General features: G+C 50.9%; 12 protein-coding genes and 2 tRNA genes. 3 read left to right on the top strand and 11 right to left on the bottom strand.

Annotated features, from left to right (window positions below):
- The first annotated feature begins 21 nt into the window (after positions 1-21).
- The 3 genes from O3660_RS03760 to O3660_RS03750 all read left to right on the top strand — a co-directional run bounded on the left by O3660_RS03760 (position 22) and on the right by O3660_RS03750 (position 3,348).
- Entirely contained in the window at positions 22-417 is a 396-nt protein-coding gene (locus O3660_RS03760; protein WP_049352525.1) for a hypothetical protein, read from the top strand.
- Between the two features lie 73 nt (positions 418-490).
- Positions 491-1,813 (top strand): tRNA (N6-isopentenyl adenosine(37)-C2)-methylthiotransferase MiaB, encoded by a 1,323-nt coding sequence (gene miaB / locus O3660_RS03755; protein WP_003684389.1) that lies wholly within the window; start codon positions 491-493, stop codon positions 1,811-1,813.
- A gap of 224 nt (positions 1,814-2,037) precedes the next feature.
- Entirely contained in the window at positions 2,038-3,348 is a 1,311-nt protein-coding gene (locus O3660_RS03750; RefSeq protein WP_049352523.1) for an NCS2 family permease, read from the top strand.
- 83 nt (positions 3,349-3,431) lie between these two features.
- Here O3660_RS03750 and O3660_RS03745 read toward each other — a convergent pair whose 3' ends face one another.
- From O3660_RS03745 to thiD, 11 genes are all read right to left on the bottom strand, one after another.
- Positions 3,432-3,989 carry a hypothetical protein gene (locus tag O3660_RS03745; protein ID WP_049352577.1) on the bottom strand — a complete coding sequence of 186 codons (558 nt, stop codon included), beginning with the start codon at positions 3,987-3,989 and terminating at the stop codon, positions 3,432-3,434.
- A 391-nt stretch (positions 3,990-4,380) separates the two neighbouring features.
- Positions 4,381-4,455: transfer RNA gene (locus O3660_RS03740), tRNA-Glu, on the bottom strand.
- A gap of 12 nt (positions 4,456-4,467) precedes the next feature.
- A tRNA-Arg gene (locus O3660_RS03735) sits at positions 4,468-4,544 on the bottom strand.
- A gap of 132 nt (positions 4,545-4,676) precedes the next feature.
- The gene (locus O3660_RS03730) at positions 4,677-6,035 is read right to left on the bottom strand and encodes a deoxyguanosinetriphosphate triphosphohydrolase (protein ID WP_049352068.1); all 1,359 of its coding nucleotides are present in this window, start codon (positions 6,033-6,035) and stop codon (positions 4,677-4,679) included.
- Between the two features lie 56 nt (positions 6,036-6,091).
- The gene (gene rho / locus O3660_RS03725; protein ID WP_003680905.1) at positions 6,092-7,351 is read right to left on the bottom strand and encodes a transcription termination factor Rho; all 1,260 of its coding nucleotides are present in this window, start codon (positions 7,349-7,351) and stop codon (positions 6,092-6,094) included.
- A 244-nt stretch (positions 7,352-7,595) separates the two neighbouring features.
- Positions 7,596-8,498: a DMT family transporter gene (locus O3660_RS03720; protein ID WP_049352067.1), complete on the bottom strand. Its 903-nt coding sequence runs from the start codon at positions 8,496-8,498 to the stop codon at positions 7,596-7,598.
- 82 nt (positions 8,499-8,580) lie between these two features.
- The gene (locus O3660_RS03715) at positions 8,581-10,269 is read right to left on the bottom strand and encodes a glutamine--tRNA ligase/YqeY domain fusion protein (RefSeq protein WP_049352065.1); all 1,689 of its coding nucleotides are present in this window, start codon (positions 10,267-10,269) and stop codon (positions 8,581-8,583) included.
- Between the two features lie 105 nt (positions 10,270-10,374).
- Positions 10,375-11,154, bottom strand: coding sequence for a DeoR/GlpR family DNA-binding transcription regulator (locus O3660_RS03710; protein WP_049352062.1), 780 nt, complete (start codon positions 11,152-11,154; stop codon positions 10,375-10,377).
- A gap of 72 nt (positions 11,155-11,226) precedes the next feature.
- On the bottom strand, positions 11,227-11,940 hold the full coding sequence (locus O3660_RS03705; protein WP_004519550.1) for a GntR family transcriptional regulator: 714 nt from the start codon (positions 11,938-11,940) through the stop codon (positions 11,227-11,229).
- A 262-nt stretch (positions 11,941-12,202) separates the two neighbouring features.
- Positions 12,203-12,622 carry an OsmC family protein gene (locus O3660_RS03700; RefSeq protein WP_003679886.1) on the bottom strand — a complete coding sequence of 140 codons (420 nt, stop codon included), beginning with the start codon at positions 12,620-12,622 and terminating at the stop codon, positions 12,203-12,205.
- Positions 12,623-12,733: 111 nt separating this feature from the next.
- A complete protein-coding gene (thiD, locus tag O3660_RS03695) occupies positions 12,734-13,543 on the bottom strand; it encodes a bifunctional hydroxymethylpyrimidine kinase/phosphomethylpyrimidine kinase (RefSeq protein ID WP_049352060.1) in 810 nt (269 codons plus the stop codon).
- Positions 13,544-13,589 lie beyond the last annotated feature (46 nt).

Raw genomic sequence — 13,589 nt, 5'->3', positions numbered from 1 at the left:
AAACAATAAAAGAAAAGCATCATGTTACGCGGATTCATACTCAGCCTCGCCCTTTTGTCGTCCTCCTTCGTCCATGCACAACGCAGCCTGCCTGACGATATGGATGTAGCCGTTTTAAAGACTGTCGATTTGCCTTATCTGAAAGTCAGCAAAGGCGGTTTTTCTTGGACGCGCCTGCTGACCTTGGGTATTGTAGACGGCAATGCGGCCAAACTGCAAATCACCCGCTTCACTAAAATTCACGATGAAAACGACCGTTTCATTCCGATGGGCCGCCTGCTGAATCAAACCGGCAAAGCCGTTGCGTTCAAATACAACGAAGAAAGCCGCCTCGTCCGCGAAATCTGGATTTTGACCGACGCCGAAGCCGACAGGTTCATCGAACACGCTAAAAAGCAGAAAAAGGCGGAAGAATAATTTTTCAGACGGCCCGAGTATTTCACAGGCCGTCTGAACCCTTTTACAACAAGCAAATCAATCAAAACAAACCATGAAAAAAGTATTTATCCGCACCTTCGGGTGCCAAATGAACGAGTACGACAGCGAAAAAATGCTGTCCGTCCTCGCCGAAGAACACGGCGGCATCGAACAGGTTACCCAACCTGACGACGCCGACATCATCTTGTTCAACACCTGCTCCGTGCGTGAAAAAGCGCAAGAAAAAGTCTTCTCCGACTTGGGCCGCGTACGTCCGCTCAAAGAAAAAAATCCCGACCTCATCATCGGCGTTGCCGGCTGCGTTGCCTCTCAAGAAGGCGAAAACATCGTCAAACGCGCTCCGTATGTGGACGTGGTTTTCGGTCCGCAAACGCTGCACCGCCTACCCAAACTCATCGTCGACAAAGAAACCACCGGCCTCTCGCAAATCGATATTTCCTTCCCTGAAATCGAGAAATTCGACCACCTTCCGCCTGCGCGCGTAGAAGGCGGCTCGGCTTTCATTTCCATTATGGAAGGCTGTTCCAAATACTGCTCTTACTGCGTCGTCCCTTATACCCGCGGCGAAGAATTCTCCCGCCCGCTCAACGACGTATTGACTGAGATTGCAGGCTTGGCGCAACAAGGTGTTAAAGAAATCAATCTCTTAGGCCAAAACGTCAATGCCTATCGCGGAGAAATGGAAAACGGCGAAATCTGCGACTTTGCCACTTTGTTGCGCATTGTCCACGAAATCCCCGGCATCGAACGCCTGCGCTTTACCACCAGCCATCCGCGCGAATTTACCGACGCGATTATCGAGTGCTACCGCGACCTGCCGAAGCTGGTTTCCCATCTGCACCTGCCGATTCAAAGTGGTTCCGACCGCGTATTGAGCGCGATGAAACGCGGCTACACCGCCTTGGAATACAAATCCATCATCCGCAAACTGCGTGCCATCCGTCCTGATTTGTGCCTCAGCTCCGACTTTATCGTCGGCTTCCCGGGCGAGACCGAGCGCGAGTTCGAGCAAACCTTGAAACTGGTCAAAGACATCGCCTTCGACTTGAGCTTCGTCTTTATTTACAGTCCGCGCCCTGGCACGCCTGCCGCCAACTTGCACGATGACACGCCTCATGAAGAAAAAGTGCGCCGCCTCGAAGCTTTGAACGAAGTCATCGAAGCCGAAACCGCGCGCATCAACCAAACCATGATCGGCACGGTTCAACGCTGCTTGGTTGAAGGTATCTCCAAAAAAGACCCTGACCAACTGCAAGCCCGTACCGCCAACAACCGCGTGGTCAACTTTACCGGTACACCCGACATGATCAACCAAATGATCGATTTGGAAATCACCGAAGCCTACACCTTCTCCCTGAAAGGCAAACCGGTATAAGTACACACAAACAAAGGCCGTCTGAAACTGTTCAGACGGCCTTTATCTTGGCTCGGCTCAGTATCATCTGATTCATTTTTATTACCCGAACAAAAGGCTTTTCAGTATAATACCGCCCGAAAATTCCCTTATCTGTTGAGAAGTTAAGGCTAAAATCCGAGCTTCCGGCAGTTAAACCCGATGATGCCGTCCTTAAACGGCTTTCCCCCAAAGGAATATCTCGAATGAGTTCTTCAAATCAAAGCGTTTTGGAAAGATTGTTCAACCTCAACGCCAATCAGACCAACGTCCGCACGGAAATTATGGCCGGTGTGACAACCTTCCTCGCCATGTGCTACATCATCATCGTCAATCCCCTGATTTTGGGCGAAACCGGCATGGATATGGGCGCAGTATTTGTGGCTACCTGTATCGCCTCCGCCATCGGCTGTTTCGTGATGGGCTTTGTCGGCAACTACCCGATCGCCCTTGCTCCGGGCATGGGTTTGAACGCCTACTTTACCTTTGCCGTCGTCAAAGGCATGGGCGTGGACTGGCGTGTGGCTTTGGGTGCCGTTTTCATTTCAGGCATTATTTTCATCCTGTTCAGCTTCTTTAAAGTGCGCGAAATGCTGGTCAACGCCCTGCCTATGGGCTTGAAAATGTCGATTGCCGCAGGCATCGGCCTCTTCTTGGCATTGATTGCGCTCAAAGGCGCAGGCGTGATTGTGGCCAATCCTGCCACATTGGTCGGTTTGGGCGACATCCACCAGCCTACCGCCCTGCTGGCAATGGCAGGCTTTGTCATGGTGGTTGCACTTGGCCACTTCCGCGTTAAAGGCTCCATCATCATTACCATTCTGACACTGACCGCCATCTCCACCATCTTGGGCTTGAGCGAGTTCAAAGGCGTGGTCGGCGAAGTTCCGAGCATTGCGCCAACCTTCATGCAGATGGACTTCAAAGGCTTGTTCACCGTCAGCATGGTCAGCGTGATTTTTGTATTCTTCCTGGTTGACCTGTTTGACTCTACCGGCACATTGGTCGGCGTTTCCCACCGCGCAGGCCTGTTGCAAGACGGCAAACTGCCGCGTTTGAAACGCGCCCTGCTTGCCGACTCTACCGCCATTATCGCCGGCGCTGCCTTGGGTACTTCTTCCACTACCCCTTACGTTGAAAGCGCGGCAGGCGTTTCTGCCGGCGGCCGCACCGGCCTGACTGCCGTTACTGTCGGCGTACTGATGCTGGCCTGTCTGATTTTCTCCCCGCTGGTTCAAAGCATTCCTGCATTCGCTACCGCACCCGCCCTGCTCTATGTTGGCGCACAAATGTTGCGCAGCGCGCGCGAAATCGATTGGGACGACATGACCGAAGCCGCACCGGCATTCCTGACCATTGTCTTCATGCCGTTTACCTACTCGATTGCCGACGGTATTGCGTTCGGCTTTATCAGCTACGCACTCATCAAACTCTTGTGCAACCGCACCCAAGACGTACCGCCTATGGTATGGATTGTCGCCGTGTTGTGGGCATTGAAATTCTGGTTCTTAGGTTAAACCACTCAAAAGAAAAGGCCGTCTGAAAACTTTTCAGACGGCCTGTTTTATTTTATCCAGCGTTTAAAGCTGTCGGTAAAAAATTATTTTTTCACTTTTTTAGCAGCTGGTTTAGCGGCAGCTTTCGCGCCTTTGTCCAATGCGCAGAAGCGGGTAACGATTTGATCAACCACTTCTTGTTTGCCGTTTACTTCGGTAGTACCGCGGATAGTCAGCATGTTGCCGTCAACTTTGTCTACGTTGGCTGCAGTGGCTGCTTCAGCAACCCAAGCAACATTACCGCCCCAAAATGCGTTTACATCTTTGCTGCTGTCAGTGATACGGAACAGGTTTTCAGTTAATTGACCTTTGTATTTTACTTGGGCGGCAACAACTTCGTTGCCTTTGAAGCCGTACATTACGCTCAGAGGTTCTTTGCCGTCTTTACCGCATTTGTAGTGAACTTCTTTAGTACCGTCGATAGAGTCTACTTTCAAAGTATTAGGTACTGGAGCTTGAGCTTGTTGAGCTTGGGCTTGAGTTTGTTGTTGCGCAGTAGGCGCAGCTTTGGTTTCAGGTTTGGCTTTAGAACCGCTGCTACATGCAGTCAGGGCAACAGCCGCCAAAACGGTAGGAACGATTAATTTAACATTCATATTCATAATTGACTCCCAAATGGTTTCAATAAAAACCGGCAAATGCCGTGACATTTACACATTAACAGAGATATTCCGTCTTGTCTTTATCTCAGACGGCATTTTTCAAGAAAAGTTCAAATAAATATTTTTATTTTCTGAAATCAAGAAATTATAAATATGAAATCATGTAAATTCAGGTTTGGGAATTTTTAAGATGAATACTGTTGTCAATAAATTGGGTTTTGACAATGGTAAAATGAGATTGAAAAGCGCATATAGACAACAAAAAGCCTGAGCAATTTATTTTACACACTTCTGCCTTTGGATTTACTGAGCGTTTCAGACGGCCATAAAACATACACAGCAAATACAATAAAAAAACGCAATCCGAAACAGATTGCGTTTTTTTGAAAACTGGCACGCCCACGGGGAATCGAACCCCGGTTACCGCCGTGAAAGGGCGATGTCCTAACCGCTAGACGATGGGCGCAGATAAATCTTGTGGCGCACCCGGAGCGATTCGAACGCCCGACCCTCTGGTTCGTAGCCAGATACTCTATCCAACTGAGCTACGGGTGCATCCTTATCACTTCGCTAGTGCGTTGTGAATCAAGAAGACCGAATAATATAGGCTTTGCCGAAACCTGTCTACTCTTTTCGCAGATATTTTTTATATTTTCAATTAACTGATTGAAATTAAAAAATATAAAATTAACGTAAAATCCCTACTCCTGACAAATCCTGCGCCATTTTAGCGGCGGAGTTATCGGTCATACCGCCGACAAAATCCAAAATTTTCATATAGGCCTGATACAGACTGTCTTCAGGAAGAATCGGATTGTGCTTTTTCAATAATTCCAACGCCAAAGACTGACGTGTTGCCAGCTGTTTTTCAGCAATCAGGGCATACGCGGCAGGGACGAGTAAATCTAAGATAGATCCTAAACATGGGAATGTAGCAATTTCGGTCAAGAGCTTGGTGTGATGGCGGAAAATCCGTGTTTGCGCCAAATCTTTTGCTTTTGCCAAAGTGTTTTGCACTTGCGGGCTACACAACGCAAGCAAGTCTTTGCCTTTGAATGTTCCGTCCAACAAATCGGACTGATGCAGCATAAAGGTTTGCGCGACATCATCAATCGCCTTGCCGATCGCAATGCCGCGTAACATGGCGCAACGCTGACGGCTGGAGCTGGCGTGCCATGCACTTTCGGCAAAGGTCAGCTCGGACAAAATACTTTCCACTTCCGTATCCGTGAGCAAATCCAATTCGACGGCATCTTCCAAGTCCAGCAAGGCATAGCAAATATCGTCGGCAGCCTCCATCAAATAAGACAAAGGATGGCGCGCCCAGCTGTCTACTCCTGCGGAAACCAGCCCCAATTCGTCGGCAACTTGACGGATAAACGGCAACTCGGTTTGATAAATATTGAATTTCTTTCTGCCGTTCGGATGTTGCGTTGTCCACGGATACTTCAGCAATGCGCCGATGGCTGCCGCAGTCAGGCGCATTCCGCCCGCCTCCGGATACATTTCAAGGCTGGCAACGATACGCAGGCTATGCGCATTGCCTTCATAAGTTTGAATATCATTGCGTTCCGCTTCGTTTAATGTGTTCAGATAAATTTGATGTTCAGGCCGTCTGAACCAATCGCGCAAAGCATCTTCGCCGGTATGGCCAAACGGCGGATTGCCCAAATCATGCGCCAAACAGGCAACCTGCACCACGGCACCAATATCGCTGGGCGTATTGCCCTGCGGCAGAAAACCGCCGTTGTGCAACATCACGCCCACGCGGTTACCCAAGCTCCTGCCCACGCTGGCAACTTCAACGCTGTGCGTCAGACGGTTGTGCGTCAAGTCATGTTGCGCCAGCGGATGCACTTGCGTTTTACGGCCAAGGCGACGGAAGGCTCCGGAGAAAACAACCCGGTCGTAGTCGATGTGAAAATCCGTACGCAAAGCATCGGCACCTTCCTGCGTCGAAGGGGTAACGGTCGGCACGATTTCGCCGTTTTTGGTACGGAAGCGTTGGGTGGACAATAAGTTTTGCCAATTCATTCGGATGGTCATAAAGGTTCCTCAAGCAAAGTAAAGGCCGTCTGAAACATATTCAGACGGCCTTATGCTTATTTACCGCGCATCAATTCAAAGAAATCGTCGTTATTTTTAGAGTCTTTGAGTTTACCCACCAAAAACTCGGTTGCTTCGATTTCGTCCATAGGATGCAAGAATTTGCGCAAGAGCCACATACGTTGCAACTGATCGTTCGGCACCAGCAATTCTTCGCGGCGCGTACCGGATTTATTGATGCTGATGGCCGGAAACAGGCGTTTTTCTGCCATGCGGCGGTCAAGGTGCAATTCCATATTGCCCGTGCCTTTGAACTCTTCGTAAATCACGTCGTCCATGCGGCTGCCGGTTTCAACAAGTGCCGTCGCAATAATGGTAAGCGAACCGCCCTCTTCCACATTACGCGCTGCACCGAAGAAGCGTTTCGGACGGTGCAAAGCGTTGGCATCGACACCGCCGGTCAGAATTTTGCCCGAAGTCGGCACAACGGTATTGTAGGCGCGTGCCAAACGGGTAATCGAATCCAGCAGAATCACCACGTCTTTTTTGTGTTCGACCATGCGTTTGGCTTTTTCAATCACCATCTCGGCCACTTGTACATGGCGTTGCGCAGGCTCGTCAAACGTAGAGGAAACCACTTCGCCGCGTACAGAACGGCTCATTTCGGTCACTTCTTCCGGACGCTCGTCAATCAACAGGACAATCAACTCAACATCGGGATAATTGGCGGTAATGGCGTGGGCAATGTTTTGCAACATCACGGTTTTGCCGGTTTTAGGCGGCGCAACCAACAATGCACGTTGGCCTTTACCGATTGGGGAAACCAAGTCGATGGCGCGGCCGGTCAGATTCTCTTCGGCTTTGATGTCGCGCTCGAGTTTGAATTGTTCGGTTGGGAATAAAGGCGTGAGGTTTTCAAAAAGGATTTTGTGTTTGCAGACTTCGGGCTGATCGCCGTTGATGGTATCAAGGCGGACAAGTGCGAAATAACGCTCATTGTCTTTAGGCACGCGCACGCTGCCTTCGATGGTGTCACCGGTGTGCAGATTGAAGCGGCGGATTTGCGTGGGCGAAACATAAATATCATCAGGGCCGGCAAGGTAAGAAGTATCTGCGCTGCGCAAGAAACCGAAGCCGTCGGGCAGGATTTCGAGTGTACCGGAACAGGTAAAGCTGACATTCTGCTTCATCATCTGGCGGACGATGGCAAAAACGAGGTCTTGTTTGCGGAAACGGTTGGCGTTTTCAATGCCATGTTCTTCTGCCATTTCCAAGAGTTTGGAAATGTGGAGGGTTTGGAGTTCTGAAACGTGCATAGTATTGATATATTTTGAATGGTATCAGAGAGATGGCACAAAGGCCGTCTGAAAGTATGAAATCGTGCCGCAGGATACGGTAGATTTTTGAGAAAGTTGAATTTTAGGCAGTTGGAGGCAGGGTGTCAAATTTTTAAATCGAACACTAAGGCCGTAACTTAGTCTTATCCTTCAATAAGATTACGGCTGGAAGTAACGTGGCAACTGCAATCTTATTATCAAAAATCCGAGTATTTGCCCAACTTCAGACGGCCTTCTGCCCGTACCGCATCAGCGTCATGCCGCCGACTGCCGCTGCACAACCTGCAACCAGCGAAATATGCAACGGTTCGCCCAAAAACCACGCCGAAGACAGTACACCGAAAATCGGCACGAGCGTAATGTACGCCGCCGCACTGCCTGCGCCCAAAATCTTCACACCTTCGAAATACCACGCATATGCCAATACCGTCGCGCCGATGACCAGCCACGCCAAGGCCGTCCAACCGCGCCCATCCATTGCCGCCATTGCCTCAAACGGTAATCCATCGACCCACAACGCCACCACCGACAACATCAACGCGCCGATAAGCGAAGTTGCCGCCGTTACCGTCAGCGCGTCTATACCGCGCAAAACCGCGCGACCGATTAAAGTATAAGCCGCCCAGCAGACCACGCAGCCGAAAATCAACCACTCCCCCGCCTTGATGCCGCCCGACAATACCGTCAAAGGCTGTCCTTGCGTTACCGCCGTTATTGCACCCAAAACCGCCAGCAGCATACCCGCCAAAATCTTCGCGTTTAAACGCTCGCCGAAAAGCCAAGCCGCCAGCAGCAGCGTCAGCACAGGATTCACCGCCACGACCACCGCCGCCTTACCCGCCGGCATCGCCTGCAAACCCAACATAAAAAACACCGCATAGCCGCATACCCCGACGGAAGCAGCTACCGCCAAGCCCAGCCATTGCCGCGCCGACAAAGCCGCCAAAGTCGCAAACCTGCTGCGCGCAAACAACCAACCCAACAACAAAATCGAAGCCAGTACAAACCGAACTGCCCCACCCGCCAATGGCGGCAGCGACTGCCCCAGCATCCGCCCCATCGGCCAAGACGCACCCCACAACACCGCCATTCCCAGCAGTTTCAAATGTACAGAATAACGTTCCATCTCATCCCTTTATCGACAAAGGCCGTCTGAAAACCGGATTTCAAGTTTTCAGACGGCCTTCAATATAGCAACTGCAAACAGATTACTTGGGCTGCCAAGAATCTTTCAACGTCACAGTGCGGTTAAACACCGGCGTGTCTTTGCTGTGGTCTTTGCGGTCGGTTACGAAGTAGCCGATGCGTTCAAACTGCCAACGGCTTTCTGCCGGCAGATCTTTTGCGACAGGTTCGGCGTAGGCGGTGATTTCCTTAATGGATTCGGGATTGAGGAAATCGGTAAACGGCAGGTATGCGCCGTCTTCGCCGCGCACGGCATCGGGACGCTCGACGGTAAAGAGGCGGTCGTACAGGCGGACTTTGATTTCTGCTGCGTGTTCGGCAGACACCCAGTGAATCACGCCTTTGACTTTGCGGCCTTCTGGATTTTTGCCCAAGGTATCGTGGTCGATGCTGCATTTGAGTTCAACCACATTGCCTGCCTCGTCTTTTACTACTTCATCGCATTTGATGACATAGCCGTGGCGCAAACGCACTTCGCCGCCGGGAATCAGGCGTTTGAAACCTTTAGGCGGATTTTCGGCAAAGTCGTCAGCTTCGATGTAGATGGTTTGTGAAATAGGTACTTCGCGATCGCCCATTTCCTCGTGGTTCGGATGGAACGCGGCACGACGGCTTTGTGTTTTGCCGGCTTCAAAGTTGGTCAGGGTCACTTTGAGAGGGTTCAAAACCGCCATCAGGCGTGGCGCAGAGTTTTCCAACTCTTCACGAATTGCGCCTTCCAACACGCTCATGTCAACGACGTTTTCAGATTTGGAAATACCGGCGCGTTTGGCAAACAGGCGCAGGCCTTCGGGCGTGTAGCCGCGGCGGCGCATACCGGAAATGGTCGGCATACGCGGGTCATCCCAGCCGGAAACGTGGCCTTCTGAAACCAGTTGGTTCAGCTTGCGTTTGGAGGTGATGGAATACAAAAGCTCCAAACGGGAAAACTCGTATTGGCGCGGGCGGGTGGCGTGTGGCGCGGGGATGTTGTCCAACACCCAGTCGTACAGCGGGCGGTGGGCTTCAAATTCGAGCGTACACAAGGAATGCGTGATGCCTTCGATGGCATCGGAAATGCAATGTGTGTAGTCGTACATCGGATAGATGCACCATTTGTCTCCGGTGTTGTGGTGATGGGCGCGGCGGATGCGGTAGATGACGGGGTCGCGCATATTGATGTTGCCTGAAGCCATGTCGATTTTCAGGCGCAGGGTTTTGCTGCCGTCGGGGAACTCGCCGTTTTTCATGCGTGTGAACAGGTCGAGGTTTTCTTCGACGCTGCGGTCGCGGTAAGGACTGTTTTTACCCGCTTCGGTCAATGTGCCGCGGTATTCGCGCATTTCTTCGGGCGTCAAATCATCGACATACGCTTTGCCATCTTTGATCAAACCGACGGCGTAGTCGTAAAGCTGGTCGAAATAATTGGAAGCGAAACGCGGCTCACCCGCCCAATGGAAACCCAACCACTCGACGTCTTCTTTGATGGCGTTGACGTATTCGTCGTTTTCTTTTTCAGGATTGGTATCGTCGAAACGCAGGTTGCACAAGCCGTCGTAAATATATGCCAAACCGAAGTTCAGGCAGATGGATTTGGCGTGACCGATGTGCAAATAGCCATTCGGCTCGGGCGGGAAACGGGTTTGGATGGCTGTATGTTTACCGCTTTTGAGGTCTTCTTCGATAATGGTGCGGATGAAATGGTTGTCCGCGAATTGGTCTTTATTCAACATAATATTTCTTTGATGGGAAAATGATTTTCTGTTTTCAGACGGCCTGAACATTCAATCAGGCCGTCTGAAAGGAATGGAATGATGGCTCAATTGTACCCGACTTGGCTACTTTGATACAGGGTCGGCAACCTGCCACGCTACGCCGCGCTCGTTTAGGGTTTTCTGCATGGCGACGGATGGTGTGCGGTCGGTAAACAGCTTATCGAATGCGCCGATATCGCCCAGCCTGACCAAGGCATTGCTGTTGAATTTGCTGTGATCGACGCCAAGATAGCGCACGCGGGCATTGTTCACCATTGCCTGCATCACGCTGACTTCCTTGTAATCGTCATCCAAAAGCGAGCCGTCGTTTTCTATGCCGTGGGTACTCATGATGGCATAGTCGACTTTGAATTGGTTGATAAAATCGACGGTCGCCACGCCGGTAATACCACCGTCCAAGGGGCGGACCACCCCGGAAGCGATGATGACCGTGTAATCGGTACGCGCCGCAGTGATGGAGGCGGCGTAAATATTGTTGGTGATAATCCGCAGGTTTTTACGCTGTCTGACCAATTCGGCGGCAACGGCTTCCATGGTGGTGCCGATGCTGATAAACAGCGAGGCATTGTCGGGAATGGTGGAAGCAATCAGTCGGGCAATGGCGTTTTTTTCCTGCTGCTGATGGTTGCGCCGCTCCTGCCCTGCCGTTACAACTGAAACATCGCCCAAAGATGCGCCGCCGTGATAGCGTTTGAGCTGTCCGGTCTCGCTTAACTCTTGCACATCGCGGCGTATGGTTTGCGGTGTCACATCCAAATTCGCCGCCAACTCTTCCACCGTCATAAAGTTATGTTCGCGGACAAGGGTGAGGATATGTTCGTGTCTTTGGATTTTTGGTTTCATGGCGTTTCGTTTTATAGGGATAAACCAATGGCCGTCTGAATATTTCAGACGGCCTTGTTATTGTCAAACCGATTACATCTCGAGTTTCTGTTCCAAGCGTTCCATACACGCGCCCAAATGGCGGCGCATGACTTTGGTCACACGGTTGCGCTTGCCTGCCAGCAACAAATCGAGGATTTCCCGGTGTTCATGGTGTGAATTGGAATCGATGTTGCGCTTTTCTTTGCGAAGCGGGTCGGAAACGGCCACAATCAATGAAGAGCGCGCACACAAGGTATTCATGATTTCAAACAGGACATCATTATCCAACAGCCGCGCCAATTCGACATGGAAGGCATTGGACAGGCGGTTCCAACCCACGCGGTCGCCGCTTTCGGAGGCTGCGCCCTCTTGCTCAATCATGGCGTAAAGCGGTTGCAGACGCGTTTCCAAATCAGGCATATCAATGAGGACGCTCAAAATCATGCTTTCCATTTCGATACGCGTGTTGAACACGTCTTTCATTTCTTTCAAGTCCGGCACATGGACAAATGCGCCGCGGTTGGGCTGCAAATCGACAATTTTGTCGTGCGCCAAAAGCGACAATGCGCCACGCACGGTATTACGCGAGCAAACCATTTGTCGGCAAAGCTCGGACTCGGTCAGTTTTTTGCCCGGCAACAGCAGATGGTCGGTAATGCCGTCCAAAATCAATGCGTACACGCGGAAGAGTTCGGAATCGTGACGCTCTTCCAAAATAAGCGATGAAGTTGCAGGCGCAACGTTGGTATTATTTTCGTAATCCATAATGTTTCCCCAGTATCCGTATTAAGGCACAAGCGTTTACAAACCTGCAGCTTTCGGGGGTGTTTAAAATATAATTAAAAATTGTTGACAATGTTAAACGAAACTTGCACAATGAGATCAACAAGCCAAGTTATAAAGGCTGATAGAGAGAGAAGAAAAAGGAATAAAAAGCAAGCAGATATATTCATGTTAATGCGTGAATATATCTGCTTTTTTTGTGGGTAGTCGGTTCACGCTCCGACACGCCCACCCTGAAACCGTCCTATTCTGTTTCGACGATCTCGAAGCTGTGGCTCATTTTTGCCGCTTTGCCCAGCATAATCGATGCGGAGCAATATTTTTCGGCAGACATCTGTACGGCGCGTTCAATCGCGCTTTCTTGCAAATCCCGACCATACACTTTGAAATGGATATGGATTTCGGTAAACACGCGCGGCGCGGTGTCGGCGCGTTTGGCAGTCACTTCGGCACGGCAGTCGGTGATTTTTTGGCGTTGTTTCTCGGCAATCATCACGACATCGATGCTGGAGCAGCCTGCTACACCCAACAACAACATTTCCATCGGGCTGGGGCCGCGTTTGACTTCGCCTTCAGCCGCCGCGCCTTCCATCACAACGCTGTGTCCGTTTGCCGTTGTACCGACGAAGCACATTCCGTCTATCCATTTTGAGGTAACTTGCATGGTGTCTTTTTTATCCGTAAAAGCATTAATCCGATATTGTAAACAATTTCAAATGATAAACCTAGTCAGGCCGTCTGAAAAATACAATCAATTACAATCGGACTAAACGCATCATTCGTCCTGATACGCCCAGTGGTTGACCGGCCCGTGCCCTGCCCCGATGCCCAAAGGATGGGAAATGGCGGCGGCAATATAGTTTTTTGCCGTTTGAACCGCCTCAGGCACGCTAAACCCTTTTGCCAACTCGGCAGTAATACAGGCGGAAAACGTGCAGCCCGTGCCATGCGTATGCGGCGTTGGGAAACGTTTGCTGTTCAGCTCAATGGTTTCGTATGGCGTAAACAGCCAGTCGGTGCAATATTCGCTTTGGCTGTCGGCAAGATGGCCGCCTTTAATCACCACATTTTTCACGCCCCAATCCTGAAGAATTTTGGCGGCGCGTTCCGCATCTTGGCGGTTTTCAATATTAATACCCGTCAAAGCCTGCGCTTCGGGCAGATTGGGGGTCAAGACGTCCGTATGCGGCAGCAGCAGGCGTTTCATGGCTTCGACGGCCGAGTTTTCCAACAACGGCGCACCGCCTTTAGCAATCATGACCGGATCCAATACGCGTTTACCGAAGTCGCATTCGGCGGTTTGTTCCGCCACGCATTCGATGATTTCCGCCGTACCCAGCATGCCGATTTTATAAGCACGGATTTGAAAATCCTCCTGAATCGCGGCAATTTGCGCGGCAATTATGTCGGTCGGTATCGGATGCACTGCCGATACGCCCAAAGTATTTTGTGCGGTAACCGCGGTCAGTACGCTGGTGCCGAACACGCCGCGCATCTGAAATGTCTTCAAATCCGCCTGTATGCCTGCGCCGCCGCCGGAATCTGAGCCAGCAATCGTCAACGTTTGAATAAAAAGTTCGTCCATCGTGTCCTCCTGTTTTTCAGACGGCCTTTTGCTTATCGTTATGGAA

Source organism: Neisseria sp. 27098_8_139 (assembly GCF_041433195.1).
Taxonomy (GTDB): domain Bacteria; phylum Pseudomonadota; class Gammaproteobacteria; order Burkholderiales; family Neisseriaceae; genus Neisseria; species Neisseria subflava.
Note: the sequence above shows the minus strand (reverse complement) of the source record. Positions and strands in the feature narration are given on the sequence as shown.